Genomic DNA, 24,281 nt, shown 5'->3' with positions numbered 1-24,281 from the left:
TCCTTCAGTTAAAAAAATGTGGGCGGGTGCTCACGGGGTTACGAAAAATTCTTGACCAGTCTCTGCGCTCTCGTTTAGCAGCGCTTGCGGGCAAATTTGCTGGCGAATCGTACAGGTATCCTGGCGCAGGGCAGCGGCGATGTCATGGAAGCCAAAAAAATCCATGTACAGATGCGCTTGCTGAATCAGCATCTCAAAGCCCGGCTCGGCGTGCAGGCCGCGTGCGCGTGCCGCACGCAGCACGGGCGTGGGGTAGTTTTTCATCACAATGTCCACCAGCGCCGCGCCGGGGTCCAAACGGTCCACATCGCAGGGCAGCGGGTCGGTCATCTTCAGACCCAGGGGCGAGGCATTGACCACGAGATCAAAACCCTCTGGCGCGCTGCTGCTGAGCGCCGCAACCCGCGCGGTGTTGGCAAGCTGCAGCCGGGCAGCCACTTCGGCCGCTTTGCCGGGGGTGGGGTCAAACAAGGCCACTTCAGTGGCGCACCCCGTGGCGCGAGGCTGCACCAAAGAGGCCCCAATGGCGGCGGCGGCGCCACCGGCACCCAAAATTAATATTTTTTTGCCAGCGTAAGGGATGCCAAAGTAATCCAGTGAACGGATAAAGCCCTCGCCATCAAACAAACCACCTTCGAGTGTGCCGTCGACATGGCGTCGGATGGCATTGACGGCACCCGCCAAATGGGCCAGATCGCTGCTGCGGTCAAGCACGTCCATGACCGACACCTTGTGCGGAATCGTCACCCACATGCCCTTGATGTTTTTCGCCAGAAAAGCCGCCTTGACAAAAGCGAGCAGATGCTGCGGGGCCACTTGAACCGGCACCAGCAAGGCGTCGTTGCCAAAGCGGGCGAAGAGCGGATTAAATATCTCGGGCGCCAATACCTGCTCGATGGGATCACCCAAAATCAGATAGACATCGGTGTCGCCATGGACTGGCGGCATGGATGCCGCTTTGACGAGAGAATTGATGCGTTGATCGTTCATAATCTTGTTTCTGACCGGACTTTAGCCATTAAGAAGCACTTTAAAAGGTAAATTTTTTGCCATTTGTGCGATAAATGAACTTTTATAAACGATAAACGAACGCAACACGGGTAAGTACTTAGCTCATTTTGTCGCCATTCAATGGAGTCAACCGCATGACAAGCCTTGTTTCATCCACCAAAGTGAGCCCTGGCGCCACACTGGACAAACGTGACTGGATCGCTGGCCTGGAAAAAGGCCTGTCCATCATCGAAGCCTTCGACGACGCCAACCCGCGCATGACGGCCAGCCAGGCTGGCGTTCGCTGCGACATGACGCGCACCGCGGCGCGGCGCTACCTGCTGACGCTGGCCTACCTGGGTTACGTGGCCACCGACGGCAAGATGTTCTGGCTCACGCCCCGAGTGTTGCGGCTGGGCCAGTCGTACCTGGAATCGGCCCGACTGCCGCGCATTGTGCAGCCTTTTTTGCAACGGGTCACGTCCGGCACGCAGGAGATCGCCTACGTGAGTGTGATGGACGGCGATGACGTGGTGTACATCGCCCGCAACGGCTCCACCCGCAGCATGAACACCGGTGTGGTGTTGGGCTCGCGCGTGCAGGCGCAGGTCACCGCCGCCGGCATGCTGATGCTGGCCATGCGCGACCCCGAATGGCTGGAAAACTGGCTGGCCCACCATGAACTCAAGGCCTACACCAGCTACACCATCAACAACAAGGACCGCCTGCGCCTTGAGTTGGCGCGCATCCGCCAGCGCGGCTGGGCGATCTCTGAGCAGCAGCTCGAATTGACCTATCGCGGGGTGGCCGTGCCCCTGATTGACCGCAAAGGTGACTTGGTGGGCGCACTCAACGTGACGATGCCGATGGGGCATGAAAGCAGTGAAGACGCGGTGTCGCGCGTGCTGCCGGTACTGATGGAAACCTCGCGGGCCATGCGCAACCTGATCTGATCGCGCCTTTTTGGCACGTGGGCCATGCCGGACCCCACCGGGGCATTGGCGGATTATTTCTCACCAATTGTTCATCATTGGTAAATTGTCAATGTCAACTTGGATGCATTGTATTTATTAATGCTCACAGTACATTGCAGCCTTCAAAACGAGAGGCACACGCATGACCCCAACCCGTATTGCCATTGCTGGCGCTGGAACCATCGGCCAGGTCCACATGGCCGTGGCACAACGCAGCCCCAGCTGCACGCTGAGCGCGATTGTTGACCCGTCCCCGGCCGCGGTCGCGGTTGCCAGGGCGGCGAACGTTCCGCTGTTTGCCTCGCTGGAAGACTTGCTGGCGGCGGACCGCCCTGATGGCGTGCTGCTGGCCACCCCCAACCACCTGCATGTGCCACAAGCGCTGCTGTGTATGGAGGCCGGGCTGCCGATCCTGCTGGAAAAGCCGATGGCCACCACCGTCGCGCAAGGCGAACAGCTATTGAATGCGGTGAATGCCACGGGTGCCAGGGTGCTGATCGGACACCACCGCGCCCATAGCCCCATCATGCGCAAAGCCCAAGAGGTGGTGGATTCCGGCCAACTGGGTCAACTGGTCGCCGTCATGGGCAGCGCCACGTTTTTCAAGCCGGATACCTATTTTGAGGGCGCCCCCTGGCGGCGTGAACCGGGCGCGGGCCCGATCCTGATCAACATGATTCATGAGGTGCACAACCTGCGCATGCTGTGCGGCGACATTGTGGCGGTACAGGCCTTTGCCAGCCACGCCACGCGCGGCTTTGCGGTGGAAGACACGGTGGCGATCAACCTGCGTTTTGCCAGCGGCGTGCTGGGCACGTTCATGCTGTCCGATACCGCGGCCTGCGCGCGCAGTTGGGAGCAGACATCGCAAGAGAACAAGGCTTATGCCAGCTATGACGATGAAGACTGCTACGTCATCACCGGCACCAACGGCAGCCTGTCGGTGCCCACCATGCGCCTCAAGACCTACCCCCGCCTGGAAGACCGCTCCTGGTGGAAAGCCTTTGAGGTCGGTGTGGTCGGCATGGTGCGTGACGACCCTTTGAAACATCAACTGGAACACTTTGGTGCGGTCATTCGGGGTGAGGCCGAGCCCCTGGTCAGCGCCTTTGACGGCCTGCAGAACCTGCGCGTCACCGAAGCCATTGCCGACGCGGCCAAGTCCGGTCAGACCATTCATCTTAGTCAGTTGGGGTCAGAGCACGTCGCTACGCGAGTGGTCTGACCCGCAAAGTATCAGAAACCAACAGGAAACACCGCCATGGACTTTTCACTCAACGACGAACAAAAAATGATGATCGACACCCTGCGTCGCTTCATCGCCGAAGAACTGCATCCCCTGGAAGATGCGTTGGAGGAGCAAGGCTTTCTGGCCAAAGAAAAAGCGCTGGCTGTTTTCAACAAGTCGAAAGAACTGGGCTTGTACGCCTTGAACATGCCGGCAGAACTCGGCGGTGGCGGTTTGACTGCGCTGGACCGCATCATTTGCGAGGAACAGTTTGGCCATACCTCCGACTATCTGATCCGCCGCGCCTTTGGCAATGTCTATGAGCCCCTGCTGGAATGCAAGGGGGCGCAAGTGGATCGCTGGCTCAAACCCACCGTGCAAGGTGCGCGCACCTGCTCGATTGCCATCACCGAAGCCGGGGCGGGTTCCGATGCGGCGGGTATCAAGACGACCGCCCGCAAGACCGATGCGGGCTGGGTGCTCAATGGCAGCAAGTGCTTTATCAGCGACGGCGAGTGGAGCGATTTCTATCTGGTGTCGGCCAAGACCGGCGACAAGGAAATCTCGATGTTCATGGTCGACAAAGGCCTGCCCGGCTTCACCCTTGGCAAGGACCAGAAGATGATGGGCTTGCGCGGCACACCGCACCTGGAACTGTATTTTGACGATGTGGTGCTGGAGCCTGTTTGCCTGCTGGGTGAGCAGGGTCAGGGTTTCAAGCTGGCCATGGGCGCGCTCAACGTGGTCCGGCTGGCGCAAGTGGGCGCACGCGCCGTGGGCAAGGCCAGCCATGTGCTGGAACTGATGCTGGACTATGCCAACCAGCGCAAACAGTTTGGTCAAAAAATTGGCGACTTTCAAATGGTGCAGCAGCAACTGGCCGACAGCGTGATCGAGATCAACGCCGCGCGCTGGCTGGTGTACCAGGCCGCCTGGCTGCTGGACCAGGGCGTCGATGCCCGTGAACAAATCGCCATGGTCAAGGTGTTTGCCGCCGAGATGCTGGGCAAGGTGGTGGACCGCGCGGTGCAGGTCTTTGGCGGCATGGGTTTCTGCAAGGAATTGCCGATTGAGCGTTATTACCGCGATGCCCGCGTCTACCGCATTTTTGATGGCACCAGCGAAATTCACCGCACGGTGGTGGCTAGGATGGCCCTGAAAAAAGGTGCTGTGTTGTTTGATGTGCACCGCTAACAAGTGGCGCAAAACACCATGAGCCACAGCAAATTCATGACGGCGGCACAAGCTGCAGACCTCATCAACGACAACGACACCGTGGGCCTGATGGGCGGCGGCGGCGGCCTGATGGAAGCCACCTGCCTGTTCGAGGCCGTGCAGGCGCGGTATCTAGACACACAAACGCCACGCAACCTGACCCTGGTACATGCCCTGGGCATTGGCGACAAGAAGACCAAGGGCATGAACTGTTTTGCCCACGAAGGCCTGGTGAAGAAGGTCATTGGTGGCCATTGGGTCTGGTCGCCCACCCTGCAGCAACTCGCGCTGGATGAAAAGATCGAGGCCTATATCCTGCCGGGGGGCGTTTCCAGCCAACTGCTGCGCGAAATCGGCGCGGGCAGGCCGGGCCTATTCACCCATGTAGGCTTGGGCACGGTGTGCGACCCGCGCCAGGGCGGTGGCCGCATGAATGCCTCGGCCAAGGATGATCTGGCTGAAGTCGTGCAAATGGATGGGCGCGAGTACCTGCGCTACAAACCGTTTCCAGTGCATGTGGCGCTGGTGCGTGCCAGTGCGGCGGATGAAGACGGCAACATCAGCTTTGAGCATGAGGTTGCCAACGTGGATGCCCAGTCGCTGGCCCTCGCCGCACGCAACAGCGGTGGCAAGGTGATTGTGCAGGTCAAGGAACGCCTGCCAAATGGGGCGCTGAAGGCGCGCGAGGTCCGCATTCCGTCGGCCTGGGTCGATGCCATCGTGGTGGACCCGGAGCAGAAATGCAGCTATGACATCGCCTTTGATCCCGCCTTGAGCGGCGAATTGACGGGGGAGGCGCGTTACATGAGTGAGGCTGCCGACCATGAGGTTGAAAAAGCGGCGGCCCATGTCGCTTTCAGTGAACGCCAGGCCGTGGCACGCCGTGCTGCCCTGGAGTTGTTCAACACCGGCAAGGCGCGCCCGGTCGTCAACTATGGTGTCGGTGTGCCCGACGCCGTAGCCAAACTGATCGCCGCACGCGGCGAGCAGCACCGCATTTACCAGACCATCGAACACGGCACCTATGGCGGCACGCTGATGGACGGCGTGCTGTTTGGCTACGCCCGCAATGCCACCGCCATGCTTGACGCCGCCACGCAATTCGACTTTTATGCCGGCGGTGGCCTGGACATTGCCTTTTTGGGTTTTGGCGAATTTGATGCGCAGGGCAACGTCAATGTCAGCAAACTCGGTGGCCTGACCGTGGGGCCGGGCGGCTTCATCGACATTGCCCAAAATGCCCGCAAGGTGGTGTTTTGCGGCACTTTCGCCGCCAAGGGCGTCAAGCTGCTGACCGGTGACGGCCAGATACGCGTGCTGCAACAAGGCGCCATCAAAAAGCTGCTGTCCCAGGTGGATCAAATCACCTTCAGCGGTGTGGAAGCGCTCAGGCGCGGCCAGAGCGTGCTGTTCCTGACCGAGCGCGCCAGCTTCCGGCTCACGGATCAGGGTATCGAGTTGTTCGAAATTGCCCCCGGCATCGACCTGCAACGCGACGTGCTGGAGCAGATGGACTTTGTGCCTTTGATCATCCAAAATCTGCTTGCCATGCCGTCCGATTTATTTACCGCCACTGCCACTGCATCATGAACGACCACTATGCCGTGATCGGCAACCCCATCAGTCAAACCAAATCCCCGTTGATCCATGCTTGGTACGCTAGGTCGTGCGGGCAAGCCATGCACTACACCGCGCTGGAAGGGCCGCTGGGCCGCTTTGCTGAAACAGTTGATGCATTTCGCGCTGCGGGCGGACGTGGTCTCAATGTGACGGCGCCCTTCAAAATGGACGCCTGCGCCTATGCCACCACGCTGTCGGCGCGCGCGCGTTTGGCGGGTGCCGTCAATGCGCTGAAGTTTGAGGGTGATGAGGTCCTGGGCGACAACTTTGACGGCATGGGTCTGGTGCGCGATGTCACGCACAACCTGGGCTTTGCGCTGCGTGGCAAACGCGTTCTGCTGCTGGGCGCAGGGGGTGCCGTCCGTGGTGCCTTGCTGCCATTCATCCATGAACAACCGGCCAGCCTGACCCTGGCCAACCGCACCCTGTCCAAAGCCGTGACCCTGGCGGCCGAGGTGGCCGCGCACGCCAAGGTGAAGTCCTGCAGTTATGAGGCGCTGGCCGGTCAGCAGTTCGACCTGGTGTTCAATGCCACTTCAGCCAGTTTGCGAGGCGAGTTGCCGCCCGTGCCCGCCACGGCCTTTGCACCAGGTTGCCTGGCCTACGAGCTGGCCTATGGCAAAGGACTGACACCTTTTCTGCATCTGGCACAGGCTTCGGGTGCAGGCCACCTGGCCGATGGTGTCGGCATGTTGGCCGAGCAAGCGGCAGAAGCTTTTGCATGGTGGCGCGGTACCCGGCCCGACACCCAAGCCATCATTGCGCAGCTGACGGTGCCCTTGGTCTGAGCCTGGGGCTAGCGCACCGAGGTATCGAGCGCATACGGCCCCTGCTGCAGTTGGCTGATGATCCGTTGGGTACAGACGCGCAGCTTGGCCGACTGGTCGAGTCGGGTGGCGGTGACAGCCCAGACATCGGCGTTCTGGTGGTACTGCGGCAGCACACGCACCAGCGCACCGGCGCGCAACAGCGCTGCCACGTCCCAACTGGCCAGCGGAATAATGCCCAGGCCGTCCAACGCCCACTGGTGCACGATGTCGCTCTGGTTGGAACCCATCGCCCCGGTCACCTTGACCGACTCCGACCCGTTGGGGCCTTCAAGCCGCCAGACACCAAAAGTCTGGTGGCGCTCGCGGTACATCAGACAGTCGTGTCCGGCCAGGTCGGCCAGGGTTTTGGGGTGACCACGTCGCGCCAGGTAAGACGGCGCGGCGCACAAGACGCGGGCATTTTTGGCCACCAGATGCGCGATCAGGTTGGGCTCGGTCACCTCGCCCATACGCACGTCAATGTCGAAGCCCTCACCCAACAGATCCACCCGGCGGTCCACGATGTCCACCCAGATCTCCAGCGCCGGGTATTGGCGACCCATTTCCGCCAGGATCGGGGCCAGATGGTTGCGTCCCAGATGCAGGCTGGTGGCGATGCGCAGCGGTCCGGCGGGCAAGGTTTTGGCCCCGACCACACCCTCGTTCAGTTCGTCGGCGGCATCGAGCACCTTGCGTGCCCAGGCATAGGTGGCCTCGCCCGCGTCGCTGATGATGACGCGGCGCGTGGTGCGGTGAAACAGCGTGCTGCCCAGTGCCTTTTCCAGGTTAGCCACGCGCTTGGTGACGTAGGCGGGCGAGATGTCCAGGTCAGTGGCAGCGCCGACAAAGCTGGAGCGCTTGGCCACTTGGCAAAACACGCGCAAATCGGTCAGACTCCACTCATTGTTCATTTTTAGTAAATTGTTATGGAATGTATCTACAAATTGTATTTGTTCGGTAAATACCGAATGGGGCTAATTGACAGTGCCAAACTTGGAAATGGGTTGACGCGCGCGCCTTGCGCAAGCGGATTTGATTCAGCGGCCATATGCGCATATCATGCGCACTCGACGCGCAACCATTGACACTCAGGAATTCACCATGTCCACAGTCGCCTCAAACCTTCGCAAACGCCCCGTCAACCTGACGCTCAACGAAAGCCTGGTGATGCAAGCCAAGACCTACACCAGCAACCTGTCCGCGACCATGGAGGCTTTGTTGACCGAGTTTGTGTCACAACAGCAGCAAGCGCAGCACAGCCGTCAAAAAATGGCCGAGGCCTGCGTTGCCGACTGGAACGCAGTGCACGCATCAGTGGGCTCGTTTGCCGACGACCATGTTCGCCTGTAATGGCTCAATTTGATGTTCATCGCAACAAGGGGGCGTTGCGTGAATCCATTCCCTTTGTGGTGCTGGTGCAGTCCGCACAGTTTGATGGTTATCGCCGACGCGTTGTGGTGCCTCTGGTGCGGCGCAGCTTGCTGCCCGCCAGCACCCCGACAATCGGTCGGCGCATGAACCCGATTTTTCAGATTGAGGGCATCGATGTGGTGCTGCACCCGCTGGACATGGTCTCGGTGTCGGTGGACCAGTTGGGGCGTCACATTGGCTCGCTGGCGGACCAGGGTCAAAGCATTTCAGATGCCCTCGATGAGCTGCTCACCCGGTCCTGGGGATAAAAATCAACTTCATTGCGTCCGTTCTCCATGCAGCCACCGAGCCCATATGAACGTTACCAACGCGAAGCCTTGCGCATCGCGCTGAGCTATTACGTCAGCAATGGGCTGGCAGCGGCGCTGGGTTTGCTGCTGATCACCGGCAGCATTCATCTGCTGCTGGGCGAATTTGCGGCGGCCGCCGCCTCCGTGGGCGTGGTGGTGTGCATTCCACCGGACCAACCGGCGCCCAAACGCGGCAAGTTCTGGCAACTGTTGCCGGCCTTCCTGGTCGGTTTGCCGCTTTTTTGGGCGGTGCAGGTGTTGCACGCCGCGCCCATTCTGCTGGGCCTGCTGCTGGTGCCAGCCAGCTTTCTGGCTTTCCTGGCCGGCGGTTGGGGCAAGCGCGGGCTGCCGATCTCGATCTCGGTGATGTTTGCCATGGTCTTTTCAATGGCGGTGCCGGACCACGCCAACCATGCCACCAACCTGACCACCAGCCTCTACTTCACGCTGGGGGCCGTGGCCTACCTGGTCTGGGCGACGCTGGCCAACGCGCTGCTGAACGCGCGTTACCGGGTGCAACTGCTGGCTGACACCCTGATGGCCCTGGCCACGCTGATGCGCTCGCAGGCACAACAGTTCAGTCCTGAGACCGTGCCCGCAAGCGGTGTGCGGGCGCCGCTGGTGGGCACGCTGCTGCAACAACAGGCGGCACTGGCCGACCAGTTGCAGGCGGCGCGTGATATTTTGCTGGAGTCGCCCAGCAGCACGCGCCGCCAGCAGTTGGCCGACATGCTGATGCTGGTACTGGACATGCGCGACCACCTGCTGGTCTGCAACCTTGATCTGGACACCCTCAAAACCCATCCCGGCCATGAACCTGTGCTGAGTTCCCTGCGCGGCGTCCTGGAAGCGCTGGCCGACGAGATCGATGCCCTCGCTGACGCCCTGCTGCTGGGCCGCACGCCAGCGTCGTTGGCCAGCCATCGGCCGCAACTTGAAAACCTGCCATGGGGCCAAGCCAGCGCCGTGCCAGGCAATGGCGCGCCAGCCGCCATCCTGGCCATGGGCATGTCCAGCCGCATCGGCCTGATGAATGACGACTGCCTGCGCCTGATCGCCCTGGCACGCGGTGACGTGGCCCCCAACGTGAGCCTGGTGCGCGCCAACTGGGAGTTGTTCGTGAGCCCCACGGTGTGGTCCTGGGCGCCCTTTTATGCGTTGTGGCGCTGGAATGCGCCGCCCTTGCGCCATGCCATCCGGGCGGCACTGGCCATGGGAACGGCTTATGCCGTCTCGCTGGCGCTGCCTTGGGGCACCCATGATTATTGGATCTTGCTGACCATCGTGGTGGTGCTGCGCGGCAGCTTGGCCCAGACCCTGGAGCGGCGCAACAGCCGCGCCATCGGCACGCTGATCGGCTGCGTGGTGGCCGGCTTGCTGCTGTACGCACACATCAGCCCGCTGCTGGTGCTGCTGGTGGCCACCCTGGCACAGGCCCTGGCCCACGCCTTCGCGCTCAAAAAATACCTGGTGACCGCGGTGGCTGCCACGGTGCTTGGCCTGTTGCAGGTGCAGATGCTCAACGCCGGGCCCAGCCCGGCCTTTGATGTGTTGGAGCGTATGTTCGACACCCTGCTGGGCGTCACCATTGCCTGGGCTTTCAGCTATGTGCTGCCGTCCTGGGAGCGCGGCCAGATTGCGGCGCTGGTGGCGCGCACGCTCGCGGCGCAAGCCCGGCACGCGCGCGTGGCGCTGGGCTTGTGGCAACTGCAGGCCGTGGACAACGCGCCCGAAATCCAGTGGCGGCTGGCACGGCGTGAGGCGTTTGACAGCTTGTCTGCGCTGGTGCAGGCCACGCAACGCTCCTTGTCCGAGCCGCGCGCCGTGCGTCCACCGCTGGAGCCGCTGGGCCGCTTGCTGGCCCTGAGCTACCAACTGCTGGCCCAGTTGACCACGGTCAAGACCATGCTGCTGCAGCAACGAGGCCGCCTGACCCCGCATGAAATTGAGCTGCCCTTGCAGCAGACGGCACAGGCTATCGAAACCGCCATGGGCGCAGCCGCCCGGCCCCCGCAAAGCGCGCCGCCGGCTGGGACAGCGCTGGAATGGTCGGTGCTGGGCGACCCGTTTGATGGCGACCTCAGCCCCTGGCTATTGCGCCGGCTGCAGCTGGCTGATCACATCGCGCTGCAATTGCGGGCCAACGCGGATCAGGTGGTACGCGAGCTTGCCGCTGCAAACACCTCACGCCACAATTAACCCAGGAGCAAAAACCATGGATTTAAAGCTTCAAAACCTGCATGTACTGATCACGGGCGGTAGCAAAGGCATCGGATTGGCCTGTGCCCGGCTGTTCCTTCAGGAAGGCGCGCAAGTGACTCTGGTCTCAAGGGACTTGTCACATCTGAAGGCGGCCAAAGTGCTGCTTTCGCGCGATGCACCCGACACCACAAACCGTATTTTTGTGTTGAGCGCCGACCTGAGAGACCCGATCCAGGCCCATGCCATGGTTGACCAGGCCCAAAACGATGGTGGTGCCATTGACATCCTGGTCAATTGTGCTGGTGCGGCACGGCGGACACCGCCTGCCGAGCTCAATGCACAGACCTGGCACGAGGCGATGCAGGCCAAATACTTCACCTATATCCACGTCATGGACCCTCTGATCAAGCAGATGGCCCAGCGCGGCAAAGGTGTGATTGTCAATGTGGTGGGGATGGGCGGCAAGCTTGCCAGCCCCATCCATTTGCCAGGAGGCTCAGCCAACGCCGCGCTGATGCTGGCCAGTGTGGGTTTGGCCAACGCCTACGCGCGCCAAGGTGTGCGGGTCAATGTCGTCAACCCTGGCCTGACGCTGACGGAGAGGCTGCAGGAAGGCCTGGTCGCAGATGCCAAGCTTCAACACATCAGCACAGCGGAGGCCCTGACCCTGGCCAACGACCGCTTGCCACTGGGACGCATCGCCGAGCCGGATGAGATTGCCAATGCGGTGGTCTTTCTGTCCTCTTACAGGGCAAGTTACATCAATGGTGCGGTGTTGTCGATGGACGGCGGTTTGACACCGATGGTCGTCTGAAGAACGCCTGCCGCCGCACCCCTGATTTCTATTTGCCGCCCATCGACTTCTGCAAAATCGCCAGCGCCGTGTTGAGGTCTTCGATCGGCACCTGCCCGGGCGCCGAACTGCTGGCACCCACCGCAAAAGTCAAGGCTGAGCCAAAAGTCCAGCCGAACAGGCGCGTCATGGCGCCATAAGGCCCCATCGACATGGAAATCAGCGGAATGCGCAGCTTTTTGCTGGCTTCGCGGGTGGCGGTCAAGAGCGTCAGCACGTCGTCGAGGTCGCGCGGCATCACGGCCACCTTGGCCACGTCGGCGCCCAACTGGTCGGCCGTCAGGAATTTCGCGGCCAGCGTTTCCAGCGCTGGCGTGTAAGAGAAATTATGGAACGACAGCACCAACTTGATGTTATTGGCCTTGGCCGCCGTGCGCACCCGAGTGATGTTGGCCGCGTCGTTGGCCATCTCGTAGTCAATCAGGTCGATGCTTTTGCTCTCACACACCGCCGTGTACATGGCAATCACCTGGTCTTCGTTGATCGCGATCTTTTCACCGCCTTCGAGGGTGGAGCGGCGGGTGAACAGCACCGGGATGTTGCCGGCAGCCTGCTTGATGGCACGCGCTGCAGCAATGACGGCGGTGGTGTCACCTATGGCGTCAAAATAATCAACGCGCCATTCCAGCACGTCGGGCTGCTTGGGCAGCACCATGGCCAACTCGGCCAGCAGCGCAGTCAACGTGCGGCCCACCAGCGGGGTGCAGACGAGCGGGAATTTGCCGCCCGCGATGGGCTGGCCATTCAATTCAATCGGTTTGTTGCTTAGCATCATTTACTCCAATAAAAAAGCCTGCATGGGCCACGCGGGCACAGGCAGGCGCTTAGCGCTATTGTGTCATCGCGAGCCCGCCGTAGTATCCGGCCCGTGACAGAACGCGGACCTTGAACCGTCATCGCGAGCGAAGCGTGGCGATCCATGAATTCAGGAGTCATGGATTGCTTCACTGCGTTCGCAATGACAGCGAGTTTCAGCAGGCGCTGGCCATGTCCTCGGCCTTGAACTCACCCTCTTCCATGCTGGGGTCGTAAAACTCGCCAAACAGTTCCTGGTCGGACGGCTTGTCTTCTGGAATTGGCACCGACACCCAGGTGGTGTTCATGTAGTGCTTGAGGCTGACGTTCTCGCTGATCACGTTGCCGCCCCAGGTGCCGCAGCCCAGGCTGCTGGTCATCGGCATGCCGTTGTTGAAGGCGCCAGCGTTGGCCTTGCTTTGCGGCTGGCGCACCATCATGCGACTCACTGGCGCGGCCATGGCCAGCTGGTGAATGTGCTCGGGGTTGAACGAGTAGATGCCACAGGAGTGGCCCTTGCCGCCCACGTTGTAAATGGCGCGCATCATGTCCAGGGCTTCGTCAAACGTGCCGTACTTGTACACCGCCAGCAGCGTGGTGAGCTTCTCACCCGAGTACGGATACTCTTTGCCGATGCCGTCGCCGCGCACGATGATGAACTTGCGATCCGCCGGAATGCTGAAGCCGGCAGCTTCGGCCAGTTTCTGCGGCGACACCGCCACAGTGTCGGCCAGGCGGTGGCCTTCGTCGTCCCACATGGCTTTGCGCAGCTTGGCCTTTTCCTCGTCATTGGCCAGGTAGCCGCCCTCAACCTGCAGTTGCGCCAGCAGCGCATCAAAGATCGATTCCTGGATGATCAGGTTGCCGTCCGCCGAGCAGCCCGAGCCGAAGTCGGAGGTCTTGCTCAAGCGGGTGTTCATGGCCGCTTCCTTGATGTCGGCGGTCTCGTCGATCACCATGGTCGAGTTACCGGCGCCCACACCGTAGGCGGGCGTGCCCGAGCTGTAGGCGGCACGCACCATCGGCTGGCCACCGGTGGCGATCACCAGATCAGCCTCGGCCATCAGCGCTTGCGACATCGGGATGTTGACCTTGGTCAGGCATTGCAGCAGGTCTTCGGGCGCACCTTCGCGCTTGAGCGCTTCACGCATCAGGCGCACGGTCTCGAAGCTGGTCTTCTTGGCGCGCGGGTGCGGCGAAAAGATCACGGCGTCGCGCGCCTTGATGGCGTAAATGGCGTTGCCGGCGGGGGTCAGGTCGGGGTTGGTGGTGGGCACGATACAGGCCACGATGCCGGCGGGCTTGCCGTATTTGACGATGCCTTTTTCGGGGATTTCCTCAATGATGCCAACGCTCTTCTGGCGCAGCGCGTCCCGCAGGATGCCGCGAATTTTCATGCGCTTGCCCATGCGGCTGTCCGGGTCGCCCAGGCGGCTTTCAGCAATGCCTTCTGCCACCAGGCGGGTGAAGGTTTTCTTGTTCGACACGGCCCAGGCCACGGCCTGGCACAGGCGGTCCACACGGGCCTGGTCGTAGGTCTCGATGATGGCCAGCGCCGCGCGGGCCCTGGCAAAGGCGTTGTCGAGCTCTTCGCGTTGCTCGGCGTTGATCTCGGTCTTGGTGAGTTCGGGGGGGGTATTGCTCATAGTGTGTCTCCGGTGGGTACGTGGATCAATCGAGGTGTTTTTGGGCAGTTTGCAGGGCGCGGCGGGCGTACTCTTCAAAGCCGATTTCGGCAGCCAGCGCCTCGCCCGGAATTTCCAGGCAGTAGGTGATGGGGTCGGGCAAGCAGGCCAAAATGTCTTTTACGCCGAAGTCGCCGTCGCCGGGAAAGTAACGGTGGCTGCGGGCCTCGTGCAGGATGCTCTCCATGCCGGGGGCAAGGGTGGCCGGGCCGTCGCACACATGGGCGAAGGGGAACCATTCGCGCGGCAGGTTTTTCAGCGCCTCAAGGCTGGAGTTGGAGCGGTAGAAATGCAGCATGTCGATCAACATGCTGGCATTGCTGCGCTGGACCGTGTTGAGCACGGTGGTGGCGGTTTCCAGGTTACCGGTCTCGGTCCACCACGGAAATTCCAGACTGATGCTGATGTCCAGGGGCTTGGCCAGGTCGCACAGTGTGGCAAAACGCGCGTGGGCACGCTCACGGTCGGGGTCGGGCAACTGGCAAATCACATGGTGCGCACCCAATTCAGCCGCAGCTTCAAGCATGGGCAGGTAGCTGTGTGCGTCGTGCGTGGGGTCCATGCGGGCCAATTCCACGTCCCAGACCTTGATGCCGGTGGCCGCCAATTTGGTCTTTGTGGCGGCCATGGCCGTCTTGCTGGTGATGAGCGGGTACAGCGGCTCGGCGTCGGTGACCCGACTCAGGCGCAGGCTGACGTAGTCGTAACCTGTCCTGGCTGCCACCTCGATCAGGTCCACCGGTGGCAACGCCATGGCGGTCAGGTGGGCCAATGAATATGCGTGTTTCATGATGCGGTACCACCGGCTGCGGCTATGGCGCTGGTATCAGCGTGGTGAACCTTTTTGCCGGGCGAGTAGATGTCCATGATGTTCCAGTGACCCGCGGTTTCCACCGGGGCGTTTTGCATCGCCACGTCGATCACGAAGGGACGATTCGAGGCCATGGCTTTTTCCAGCGCCGGCTTGAATTCCTCGGCCGAAGTGACGCGAACGCCCTCGGCACCGTAAGCACGGGCGATGGCCGCAAAGTCGGCCTGGAACGGTGCGCCGTCCTTGAAGAACAACGTGCCCACCGTGGTGCCGTAATGCGCCAACTGCAAGCCGGCAATGGTGCCAAACGCGCAGTTGTTCATGATGACCCAGATGACAGGCACATTGCTTTCCACGGCCGTGGCCAGCATCGCCGGGTTCTGGCCAAAACCACCGTCGCCGACCAGCGACACCACCACGCGGTCGGGGCAGGCGATCTTGGCGCCGATGGCGGCCGGTGCGCCAAAACCCATGGTGGCAAAACCGCCGGGGGTCAGGATGCTGCCGGGGGTGAAGATGTCAAATTGCTGACCGACGCCATTCTTGTTCCAGCCCACGTCGGTGGTGATGATGACGTCACGCGGCAGCACGGCACGCGCATCGGCCAGGATGCGCTCTGGGCGCATCGGGAAGGCGTTACTTTGCTGGGCGGCCACCAGGCCAGCCTTGAAAGTGGTGCGGTTGGCAGCCATCTCGGCCTTGAGCACCTCGTTCTTGAAGCCTTGCGGGTAGCGCTTTTTGGCAACCCGGTTCAAGACCTTGAGCGCTTGCTTGAGGTCGGCCACGGCGCCGATTTGCACCGGGTAATTGCGGCCGATTTCGCTTGGGTCGATGTCGATGTGGATCAGCTGGGTCTTGGTGAAGTCGAATGTGTACTCGTTTTCCCAGGAGCTGCAATCGGCTTCGGCAAAACGGGTTCCCAGGCCCAGCACCAGGTCGGCGTTCAGGCATTTGTCGTTGATGAACTTGGTACCCCAGAAACCGGTCATGCCCAGGATGAAGGGGTGGTCGTCAGGCAACACGCCCTTGCCCATCAGGCTGTGCGACACCGGCAGGCTCATGTGGTTGACAAACTCTTCCAGCTCGGCCGTGGCATTGGCCAGCACCACGCCGCCGCCGACATGTAGCTGGGGACGCTTGGCGGCGACCAAGGCTTCGATGATCTGCGTGGCGACTTCGTCGTCGATCGACGGCGTGTGCAGTTTCTTGGTATGGCGCTTCAGTTTGGCAAACAGCTCAACGTCTACTTCCTTGGAGAAAATGTCCATCGGCACCGACACCAGCACCGGACCGGGGCGACCCGACTCGGCCAGCTGGAAGGCTTTTTCGATGATTTCGGGGAACAGGTCGGGGCGCTCGACGCGCCAGACACGCTTGCAGAACGGGCGGTAGATTTCCGACTGGGCCGCATCCGAGTGCAGGTTGATTTCCTGGTGCGGGTGTTTGCCGTAGTAGTGGCTGGGCACGTCACCGGCAATGACCACCATGGGCACCGAATCCAGCGCGGCATTGGCCACACCGGTGGACGCGTTGGTCAGGCCGGGGCCGAGGTGGCTCAGCACCACGGCGGTGGTTTTCTTGGCGCGGGCATAGCCGTCGGCGGCGTGGGCGGCGACCTGCTCGTGGCGCGTGTTGATGAATTTGATGCTGCTTTTTTCCAGCGCTGTCAGCACGGCAATGTTGGTGTGGCCGCACAGGCCAAAGATGTATTCAACGCCGCGGTCTTCAAGGTACTTGACGAGTTGGTGCGAAATCAGATCCTGCATTTTTGTCTCCTGATGTGAATGGGCTGGGTTGTTTTTCGGGAAGTGGCGTAACTTTATCGAGTCTCCCAATTTATTTTGTACTATTTTGTTCATTATCGTTCGTTCATCGAACTTAAATAGACGATTAGCGCACGTATTGAGGGTTAACACTGAGACCTACTGTCCGCCGGGTGCCACGAAAGGCAGGCAAGATTCGACCATTCATAGCTATGATGCGCTTCACCAGCACGCCTTGTTTTCGCTGGCGAATCGCGCCTTCAACCACGTATAAACAGGAGACCACCACCATGAAATTCCTCGTCAATCGCCGTTCTGCCTTGGCTACAGGCGCATCCCTCGCGGCCGCAGCTGTGATGCCCGCATGGGCCCAGGCCCAGCCCACCCTGCGTTTTGCCGCTGTGTTTTCGGACAAGGACATCCGTGCCGACATGATGAAGCTATTCGCCAAGGAAGTGGAGGCCGATTTCAAGGTCGACATGTTCCTCAACTCGACCATGTTCAAGCAGGGTACTGAGCTGGTGGCGCTGCAGCGCGACAACCTCGAGATGGGCAACGTTGGACCGCAGGACATCTCCAAGCAGATCCCGGCCTGGTCACTGCTCACGTCGGCCTACCTGTTTCGTGACGCCAACCACTTGACCGCTTTCTTCAACAGCGACCTGGGTGCGCAGATGAAGAAGATGGTCGAGGACCAGCTCAAGGTGAAGATCCTGGGTCCCACGTTCTTCGGCACGCGCCAGGTCGGTCTCAAGACCAAAAAGAAGATCAACGTGCCCGCTGACTTGGCCGGTATCAAGCTGCGCATGCCACCCGGTGATTCCTGGCAACTGCTGGGGCGCTCGCTCGGAGCCAACCCAACCCCCATGGCTTACGCGGAGACCTACACTGGCCTGCAGACCGGCGCCATCGACGGCCAGGACAACCCCTTGCCCAACGTGCAGAACATGAAGTTCAACGAGGTGATGTCGCAGATCGTCCTGACCTCGCACCTGGTGGGCTATGACCTGCTGGTGGTCAGCATGAAGGTCTGGCAAGGCATGTCGCCAGCCAAACAGCAGGCTTTCCAGGCAGCAGCCAACAAGGCCATCGCCTGGAGCACGGCCGAGCACCTGAAACGCGAGGCCGAACTGGCCGAGGGCTTTCGCCGCCAGGGCCTTGATGTGTACGCGCCGAACATTGGCGCGTTCCGCGACCATGCGCAGAAGATCTACCTGGCCTCGGACGAGGCCAAACAATGGCCGGCCGGCATGCTCGACAAGATCAATGCCATGAAATGACGGCAGGCGAGCACCCGGCCATGATTAGCTGAAGCGCCACTTACGCCAGATGCTTAAAACCCTCACATCCTTTCTGCACCGGTTTGCCGAGGTGGTCGCCGCCGGTCTACTAGCGATCATTTTCGTGTCCTTCATCATCCAGATCGCACTGCGCTACCTCTTCAACTGGCCCGTGGGCTGGACCGCAGAACTGTCCGTGGTCGCCTGGCTCTGGCTGGTGCTGTGGGGCGCGGCCTTCGTGCTCAAGGACCATGAAGAGATCCGCATCGACTTCCTGTCGGCCCATGCCGGCAAGCGTGGGCGGATCGCCATGGGCATCGCCGGCTCCGCCAGCATCGTGGCGCTGTTCGGCATGTCGCTGCCGGCGGCCTACGACTATGTGAGTTTCATGAAGGTGGAAAAAAGCTCTTACCTGAACACGCGCTTTGACGTGCTGTTTTCAATCTACATCCTCTTCTCGGTGGCGGTGATCGTGCGCAATCTCTGGAACCTCGGCTATCTGCTGCGCGGCAAGGAACCCGTTGGCATCGATGCAGCTCAAGCCAATCCCTCATGATGAGCTTCACCAGTCCCTTCTCGTTGGCCCTGGCGACCATCATCGCGCTCAGCCTGCTCGGCGTGCCGGTGGGCCAGGCCATGATCGGTGGTTCGGTGCTGTACCTGTACCTCAAGGGCATGGACATGGGCACGGCGGCCGAGCAACTACTCAACGGCACCTACTCCAGTTTTTTACTGCTGGCGATCCCGCTGTTCATCCTGGCTGCCACCATCATGAGCAGCGGCAGCATCCTGGACCGGCTATTGCGCTTTTGCAATGCCATTGTCGGGCGCTTTCCCGGCGGTTTGGCACAGGTCAACGTGCTGCAGAGCATCGTATTCGCCAGCATGTCTGGTTCCGCCCTGGCCGATGCCGCTGGCTCGGGCAAAATGATGCTGGCCATGATGACCCGCGACGGCAAGTACACCAGGGGTTTTGCCGCCGCCCTGACCGCGGTATCGGCAGTGATCGGCCCCATTTTGCCGCCGTCGATCCCAATGGTGCTGTATGCGCTGGTTTCCGGTGCCTCCATTGGTTATCTGTTCATTGCCGGTGTGCTGCCTGGCCTGCTGCTGGGTGCCGTGCAGATGGGCTTGATCTATTTTTTAGCCAAACGCCGGCACTATCCGGTCGAGGAAAAGGTTGCGCTACGAGAGATGCCGCGCATCACGCGCGAAGCCTTTCCGGCGCTGATGCTGCCGGTCATCCTGCTCGGTTGCCTCTACAGCGGCGTGACCACTCCGACCGAAGCCGCAGGCCTGGCGGCGGCTTATGCCTTGCTGATTTCGGTGGTGCTTTACCGCAGCATCGGCTGGGGCGACATCTACCACGCCTTGATCACCAGTGCGCGCACCAGCATCTCCATCGGCATGCTGATCGCCGGTGCCCTAGTCTTCAACTATGTCATCACAGCCGAGAATATTCCCGCGTCACTCAGCGTGGCGCTCAAGACTTTCGACCTGTCGCCGCTGGGCTTCTTGCTGCTGGTCAACCTGATCCTGCTGGTTTTGGGCGCCTTTCTGGAGGGGTCCACCATTATCCTGGTGATCCTGCCGGTGCTGTTGCCCACGGCAACGGCGCTCGGCATTGACCCGGTGCACTTCGGCGTTGTGGCGATTCTCAACATCATGATCGGGCTCGTGACCCCGCCCTATGGCCTGCTGTTGTTCATGATGACCAAAATTGCGGACGTGTCGCTGATGGAACTGGTGCGCGAGGTGCTGCCATTTCTCGCTGTCATGCTGGGCGCGCTCGCCGTGGTCACGCTGATGCCTGACCTTGTGCTTTTCCTGCCGAGACTGGCGGGCTACACCGGATAGCCGTGCCGGCTCATTGCGCGCCCTTACTGGTGGCGCAGTTCATTTTTATTTGGGAATTCATGCACGACCCTGCCACCAGCAAACACACCATTCAGCAACTCCTTGACAGCATGGGTTTTGCCATTCTGGCCACCGAAAGCGCAGGCCAGCCGCATGCCAGCCTGGTCGCGGTAACACCCTTCCAGGGCTGGCGTCAGCTGGTGTTTGCCACCTACCGCGACACGCAGAAATACCGCAACCTGATGCAAAACTGCAGGGTATCGGTGCTGGTGGACGGCTGCAAGGCCAGCCGCGGTGGCGCGCAGGAGGGCTTTGTGGTGACCGCCGTGGGGCAGGCGCGAGACATCTCCACTGAACAGCACCCTGCGGCGCTGCGGGCGCATCTGCAGCGGCACCCCGACCTGGCCTCTTTCTTGGACTCGCCTGACTGTGTGCTGGTGGCTGTAGCGGTTGACACCTACCAGGTGGTGCGCAGCATTGACGATGTGACCTGGTGGACCGTGGACGACTTGAACACGCCTTGAGGCCGCGCCGAAAAACCATTCCGGATTGGCATCCGGGCCAAAGATCAGTCCAGCATGTCGAAGCCTTGCGCTTCCACCGACACAAAAGCGCGGGTCAGCTCGGCTACCGCAGCATAAAAACGCGCCTTGGGATGTTGGGCAATGGCATCACACAGGGCTGCCGACCAGGGCTGCAGGTGCTCGGCAAAAAAGCTTTGCTGACGCGCCAGGTTGGCCACCGCCACGTCATCACCGGCAATCAGGTAACGCATCACTTCGCACAGGTAAGCAATGTGGTCTTCGGTGTCGGACATGGCCTCATCACGCGCCAGGCCCAGGCTGGCAAGTTCATTGCGCAGCCGCGCCAGCGGCTTTTCGTTGAGGAAACCACTCAGGTAGTGCGAGCCGTAAAGGTAAACCTCGGGCTTGCCAACACCGCCGAACAGCGCGTTGTATTCATCGGCAATGGCGTCGTCGCTGAGCGCACGCGCCGCGCCCACCAGCGCGCGCCAGGGCTCCTCCAGAAAGCCACCGGCAGCCGGCGCCTCGGTGGCGGCCACACGCAGCTTGGCCAGCAGCTCAGCCGTGGGCGGCGCATAAAAAAGCTGGGCCAGCACGCCATACAACTCGGCACGGGCGGTTTCTTCGTCGAGCGCGCTGCTCGTGGCGGTGTCGGGCAAAGGCATCATGATTAGAGGTCCGTGATTTTGATTTCGTTGTCGGCAGAGTAGATGTCGATGACGCGGCAGTCGCCGCACATTTTCAGGCGCTCCAGCGCCGCACCCTGGAACATGCTGTGGCCAGCCAGTTTGCCCAGCATGCCCTCGATCGCCTTGAGCGTGCCGAAGGGCTTGCCGCAACGCACGCAGGCGTAGGGCTGCATCTCGTTGAGCACCACATGTTCCTTGCGTTGGGGAGCCAGATTAAGCTGCGGCACCAGAGACAAGGCTTTTTCAGGACAGGTGGCCACACACAGGCCGCACTGCACGCAATTCTTCTCAATGAAGCGCAGTTGCGGCGCCTGCGCATTGTCGGCCAGGGCACTGGCCGGACAGGCGTTGACACAGCTCAGGCACATCGTGCAAGTGTCCTTGTTGATGGCCAGACCGCCCAAGGGCGAGCCGCTGGCGGGCAAGGCAATGGGCACGGGGCTGGGCTTGGGCGCGTGGCTGATGAGGTGATCCAGCGCCAGTTCCAGCGTGGCGCGTTTGTCGGCTTGCACGGCAAAGCTGGCATGGCGCGCCGGGACTTGCGCGGGCGCTGCCTGCAAGTCGCGGTCAAGCGCAGCGAGGTCACGCGCGTCGCGCACTTGCAACAGCTTGAAGTGTTCGCCCGCATAACCCAGCCCGGTCAAAATGGTTTGCGCCACCGCCATCTGCTCGCGCAGCGCATCGGCATACTGGGGCGCTTCCTCGTCGGTCAGAAGCAGCCAGACCTGGCTGGCGCCATAGGCCACGGCCGTCAACCACAAGTCCAGACCGGTCGACGAGGTGTGCCACAGCGCCAACGGCAGCACACGCGCCGGCACACCATGGGTGCCGTCCTTTTGACCCTTTTCGAGTTGCGCGGCGCGGCCCAGGTCGCCCAGCAAGGCAGCGCCCTTGCCCTGGCTGTGCAGCAGCAGCGCCGCGTCCTTGCCACCGCCGCGCTGGTAGGTGGCCAGCAGCGTTTTGAGCTTGACGCCCTGGTCGCTGGCACGCGGGTAGGAAAAACCCATGGCGCCGGTCGGGCACACCGTGCTGCAGGTGCCACAGCCCACGCACAGGTTGGGGTTCACCTTGATTTGTTGGCGCTTGAAGTCGCTGCTGATGGCGCTGGCCGAACAGACGTCGATACAGGCGGTGCAGCCCAGTTTGTCATTGCGGCTGTGGGCGCAGAGTTTTTGTTTGTAGTGGAAGAACTTGGGCTTTTCAAACTCGCCCACCAGCTCTCGCCAGGCCAGCAGGGCGCGCACGTCGCGGCCGTCCCAATGCAGGTAGCCTTGCGGCTTGGCGTGCTGGCTGAACGCTGGAGTGACGCGCAGGTCCAGCACCAGGTCAAAGTTGTCGCTGTGTTCTTGCGGTGTTCGGTTGAAGTCGATGGCACCGGCCACCTTGCACGCCTTGACACAGGCGCGATTGGCATCACAGGCCTGCAGGTCAATCTGGTAGTCCAGACCAATGGCGTCTTCGGGGCAGGCGGCCAGGCAGGCATTGCAGCGCGTGCACAGGTCGAGGTCGATCGGGTTGTCTTGTTGCCAGATCAGCTCGAACGCGCCGAGCCAGCCCGTCAATGTTTGTATTTGGCCGCCAAGCACCGGGTAACGCCGTTCCTGGGCCGCATCCAGGTCGCCGGCACCCTGTGTGAACAGGGTGACATCAAGTGTGTCACCCAGCAAGGTAGCTGCTTGCTCGGCCGCGCCCAATTCACCAATGACCAGCACCCGGCCTGCACTTTTGTAAGTGACCGTGGCCACCGGGTCAGGTTCGGGCAAATGGGCAAGCGCCAGCAGGGCGGCTATCTTGGGGCTGGCCTTGGCCGCATCCCGGCTCCAGCCACCGGTTTCACGGATGTTGACAAACCTGATCGGGGTGCTCAAGTGGGCCTGATCGGCCAGCTCGTTGAACAGCTTTGTTTCCTGGGTGCAGGCCACCACCAGCGCGTCACCCCTGCCCGCCGCTTGCAAAAACTCAGCGGCTTGGCGGCGGCACAGGCTCGAATGCAGGGTCAAGGGCTCGTTCAGGCTCGCGCTCAGGGCCCGCGGGTCGAGCGGCAGGGTCTGGTTGCAGTCGCAAATCAGTGTGGTCATGGTGTGGGTCTGGGTTGGAATCCGATACCGCCACAGCGGATTCAGAAATTACGGGGGTGGCCGCCTGATCTGCCGGCGCCTGCTCCTCTTCGTCAAACAGCTTGAGAAACTTGGCGCTCGCCATCTGCCGCAGCATGGAAGCAGGCAAGGGGCTGGGCAAGCTGTAGTCGTCAATGTAGATGTCAAGCCCGTCCATCACGTTGTAGTGGGGATCGGTGAAGAGCTTTTTCATGGCGGCGTTGCGCACTTCGGGGGCCACATCGCGTGCCACAAAGGGGGCAAAGCTGCTGTCGGCCTGCAGCGCCTGGACGTCGGCCAGGGTCGGGGCCGGTGCTTTTGCAACGGCTTCGGGCGGCTTGCTTTCGGGGGCCGGCGGCGCGCTTGCAGGAACGGCAGGCGCAGCGGGTTCAGTGTGCCCGGCGGGCTTGGGCGCGACGGGCTCGTCCACCACCCTGCCCTCGCGCAGCGCCTGCTTGCGCTGCGACCAGCGGCCCAGAAAACCGTCAGCCACGGCCACCGCCCCGGCCGTTGCCAAAGCTTTTGTCAGTGCTGATCGAGGCCGGATTGCCAAAGCGATCGGTGAGCGACTTGAAACTCTCGGGCCGCTTGCGCCGCTTGGGCTCGACCACATGGTGCTCGTCGACAAAAGCCTGCAGCCAGGCCACCACCGGCGCGGGCGCAGGCACCTGCTCCACGGTTTCCTGTGCGTCCAGCCAGCGGCCCGCGTCGTAGTAGCTCAGGCTCACCACCAGCGGCCTCGGAATGGGCTCGGCGGCCACACTGGGCTCGTCTTCCATGCGCCACAAGACAAACCAGCTCGGCACGTCGGTACTGGTATTCAGGTAATAACCTTCGCCATCGTCGCTGAACAACTCCACCTTGAAACCACCATGCAACCAGCGTTGCTCGGTGTCATTCTGGTACAACAGGCGCGGCTCGGTGCCAAAACCAGCCTCGTTCATCACGACGTCGGCCAACTGCCAACGCCAGGCTTGCCAGCGGGCAGCCGGGCCGGTGTTGGCCACGCGTTGCATGATCACGGCAACTTCAAGGGATGGGCGCAGGGTCGTCATAAGAGAAGGAACTGTAACGGATTCAAATGCCCCTTGACGCCGCCAGGCCGGGCTAAATGGGTCACTTCACACAGGGAAAACCCTGATTTTTTGCGTTGTGTCAAAAATATAGTG

General features: G+C 61.5%; 23 protein-coding genes. 13 read left to right on the top strand and 10 right to left on the bottom strand.

The features are described 5' to 3' along the window. Nucleotides 1-30 precede the first annotated feature (30 nt). On the bottom strand, nt 31-990 hold the full coding sequence (locus tag Q7U49_RS12865; RefSeq protein WP_304764661.1) for a shikimate dehydrogenase: 960 nt from the start codon (nt 988-990) through the stop codon (nt 31-33). A 155-nt stretch (nt 991-1,145) separates the two neighbouring features. Here Q7U49_RS12865 and Q7U49_RS12860 point away from each other — a divergent pair, with 155 nt between their 5' ends. The 5 genes from Q7U49_RS12860 (at nt 1,146) to aroE (ending at nt 6,815) form a co-directional block, all read left to right on the top strand. Then, complete coding sequence (locus Q7U49_RS12860) at nt 1,146-1,943, top strand: IclR family transcriptional regulator C-terminal domain-containing protein (protein WP_304764660.1); 798 nt, start codon at nt 1,146-1,148, stop codon at nt 1,941-1,943. Between the two features lie 163 nt (nt 1,944-2,106). Next, complete coding sequence (locus tag Q7U49_RS12855; protein WP_304764659.1) at nt 2,107-3,189, top strand: Gfo/Idh/MocA family protein; 1,083 nt, start codon at nt 2,107-2,109, stop codon at nt 3,187-3,189. Nucleotides 3,190-3,225: 36 nt separating this feature from the next. Continuing rightward, nucleotides 3,226-4,386, top strand: coding sequence for an acyl-CoA dehydrogenase family protein (locus tag Q7U49_RS12850; protein ID WP_304764658.1), 1,161 nt, complete (start codon nt 3,226-3,228; stop codon nt 4,384-4,386). An 18-nt stretch (nt 4,387-4,404) separates the two neighbouring features. Continuing rightward, a complete protein-coding gene (locus Q7U49_RS12845) occupies nt 4,405-5,997 on the top strand; it encodes an acyl CoA:acetate/3-ketoacid CoA transferase (protein ID WP_304764657.1) in 1,593 nt (530 codons plus the stop codon). Next, the gene (aroE, locus tag Q7U49_RS12840; RefSeq protein ID WP_304764656.1) at nt 5,994-6,815 is read left to right on the top strand and encodes a shikimate dehydrogenase; all 822 of its coding nucleotides are present in this window, start codon (nt 5,994-5,996) and stop codon (nt 6,813-6,815) included. Before Q7U49_RS12845 ends, aroE begins: the two co-directional genes overlap by 4 nt. Before the next feature lie 8 nt (nt 6,816-6,823). Here the strand turns inward: aroE and Q7U49_RS12835 are convergent, their stop codons facing one another. After that, nucleotides 6,824-7,747 carry a LysR substrate-binding domain-containing protein gene (locus Q7U49_RS12835; RefSeq protein ID WP_304764655.1) on the bottom strand — a complete coding sequence of 308 codons (924 nt, stop codon included), beginning with the start codon at nt 7,745-7,747 and terminating at the stop codon, nt 6,824-6,826. 190 nt (nt 7,748-7,937) lie between these two features. On the opposite strand from Q7U49_RS12835, the gene Q7U49_RS12830 reads away from it, so the two are divergent. From Q7U49_RS12830 to Q7U49_RS12815, 4 genes are read left to right on the top strand one after another with little or no spacing between them, the layout of a single operon-like run. Continuing rightward, nucleotides 7,938-8,186 carry a type II toxin-antitoxin system CcdA family antitoxin gene (locus tag Q7U49_RS12830; RefSeq protein ID WP_304764654.1) on the top strand — a complete coding sequence of 83 codons (249 nt, stop codon included), beginning with the start codon at nt 7,938-7,940 and terminating at the stop codon, nt 8,184-8,186. Further along, complete coding sequence (locus tag Q7U49_RS12825; protein WP_304764653.1) at nt 8,186-8,515, top strand: CcdB family protein; 330 nt, start codon at nt 8,186-8,188, stop codon at nt 8,513-8,515. The genes Q7U49_RS12830 and Q7U49_RS12825 overlap by 1 nt, the downstream gene beginning before the upstream one ends. Nucleotides 8,516-8,542: 27 nt before the next feature. After that, the gene (locus Q7U49_RS12820; protein ID WP_304764652.1) at nt 8,543-10,756 is read left to right on the top strand and encodes an FUSC family membrane protein; all 2,214 of its coding nucleotides are present in this window, start codon (nt 8,543-8,545) and stop codon (nt 10,754-10,756) included. 16 nt (nt 10,757-10,772) lie between these two features. After that, nucleotides 10,773-11,573, top strand: a complete 801-nt coding sequence (locus Q7U49_RS12815) for an SDR family oxidoreductase (RefSeq protein ID WP_304764651.1) — start codon at nt 10,773-10,775, stop codon at nt 11,571-11,573. 28 nt (nt 11,574-11,601) lie between these two features. Here Q7U49_RS12815 and aroD read toward each other — a convergent pair whose 3' ends face one another. The 4 genes from aroD to Q7U49_RS12795 all read right to left on the bottom strand — a co-directional run bounded on the left by aroD (nt 11,602) and on the right by Q7U49_RS12795 (nt 16,669). Further along, nucleotides 11,602-12,384: a type I 3-dehydroquinate dehydratase gene (gene aroD / locus Q7U49_RS12810; RefSeq protein WP_304764650.1), complete on the bottom strand. Its 783-nt coding sequence runs from the start codon at nt 12,382-12,384 to the stop codon at nt 11,602-11,604. Between the two features lie 199 nt (nt 12,385-12,583). Then, nucleotides 12,584-14,053 (bottom strand): aldehyde dehydrogenase family protein, encoded by a 1,470-nt coding sequence (locus Q7U49_RS12805; RefSeq protein ID WP_304764649.1) that lies wholly within the window; start codon nt 14,051-14,053, stop codon nt 12,584-12,586. 25 nt (nt 14,054-14,078) lie between these two features. Then, nucleotides 14,079-14,882: a sugar phosphate isomerase/epimerase gene (locus Q7U49_RS12800; RefSeq protein ID WP_304764648.1), complete on the bottom strand. Its 804-nt coding sequence runs from the start codon at nt 14,880-14,882 to the stop codon at nt 14,079-14,081. After that, nucleotides 14,879-16,669 carry a thiamine pyrophosphate-binding protein gene (locus tag Q7U49_RS12795; RefSeq protein WP_304764647.1) on the bottom strand — a complete coding sequence of 597 codons (1,791 nt, stop codon included), beginning with the start codon at nt 16,667-16,669 and terminating at the stop codon, nt 14,879-14,881. Before Q7U49_RS12795 ends, Q7U49_RS12800 begins: the two co-directional genes overlap by 4 nt. A 287-nt stretch (nt 16,670-16,956) precedes the next feature. On the opposite strand from Q7U49_RS12795, the gene dctP reads away from it, so the two are divergent. The 4 genes from dctP to Q7U49_RS12775 are packed head-to-tail and all read left to right on the top strand — an operon-like array spanning nt 16,957 to nt 20,327. Next, nucleotides 16,957-17,946 carry a TRAP transporter substrate-binding protein DctP gene (gene dctP / locus Q7U49_RS12790; protein WP_304764646.1) on the top strand — a complete coding sequence of 330 codons (990 nt, stop codon included), beginning with the start codon at nt 16,957-16,959 and terminating at the stop codon, nt 17,944-17,946. A gap of 49 nt (nt 17,947-17,995) precedes the next feature. Then, a complete protein-coding gene (locus tag Q7U49_RS12785; RefSeq protein ID WP_304764645.1) occupies nt 17,996-18,502 on the top strand; it encodes a TRAP transporter small permease in 507 nt (168 codons plus the stop codon). After that, a complete protein-coding gene (locus Q7U49_RS12780) occupies nt 18,502-19,803 on the top strand; it encodes a TRAP transporter large permease (protein WP_304764644.1) in 1,302 nt (433 codons plus the stop codon). Before Q7U49_RS12785 ends, Q7U49_RS12780 begins: the two co-directional genes overlap by 1 nt. 59 nt (nt 19,804-19,862) lie before the next feature. Then, the gene (locus Q7U49_RS12775) at nt 19,863-20,327 is read left to right on the top strand and encodes a pyridoxamine 5'-phosphate oxidase family protein (RefSeq protein ID WP_304764643.1); all 465 of its coding nucleotides are present in this window, start codon (nt 19,863-19,865) and stop codon (nt 20,325-20,327) included. Between the two features lie 44 nt (nt 20,328-20,371). Here Q7U49_RS12775 and Q7U49_RS12770 read toward each other — a convergent pair whose 3' ends face one another. Genes Q7U49_RS12770 through Q7U49_RS12755 form a run of 4 tightly spaced genes read right to left on the bottom strand, consistent with a single transcriptional unit; the run spans nt 20,372 to nt 24,167 of the window. Beyond that, nucleotides 20,372-20,995 carry a molecular chaperone gene (locus Q7U49_RS12770; protein WP_304764642.1) on the bottom strand — a complete coding sequence of 208 codons (624 nt, stop codon included), beginning with the start codon at nt 20,993-20,995 and terminating at the stop codon, nt 20,372-20,374. Between the two features lie 2 nt (nt 20,996-20,997). After that, nucleotides 20,998-23,094 carry a 4Fe-4S binding protein gene (locus Q7U49_RS12765; RefSeq protein WP_304764641.1) on the bottom strand — a complete coding sequence of 699 codons (2,097 nt, stop codon included), beginning with the start codon at nt 23,092-23,094 and terminating at the stop codon, nt 20,998-21,000. Then, entirely contained in the window at nt 22,976-23,629 is a 654-nt protein-coding gene (locus tag Q7U49_RS12760; protein ID WP_370654004.1) for a DUF3306 domain-containing protein, read from the bottom strand. Before Q7U49_RS12760 ends, Q7U49_RS12765 begins: the two co-directional genes overlap by 119 nt. Then, nucleotides 23,598-24,167, bottom strand: a complete 570-nt coding sequence (locus Q7U49_RS12755) for a DUF3305 domain-containing protein (protein WP_304764640.1) — start codon at nt 24,165-24,167, stop codon at nt 23,598-23,600. Before Q7U49_RS12755 ends, Q7U49_RS12760 begins: the two co-directional genes overlap by 32 nt. Between the last annotated feature and the right edge of the window lie 114 nt (nt 24,168-24,281).

Source organism: Rhodoferax sp. (genome assembly GCF_030653815.1).
Lineage (GTDB): Bacteria > Pseudomonadota > Gammaproteobacteria > Burkholderiales > Burkholderiaceae_C > Rhodoferax.
The sequence above is the reverse complement of the archived record's forward strand: the minus strand, read 5'-3'. Positions and strand labels throughout refer to the sequence as shown.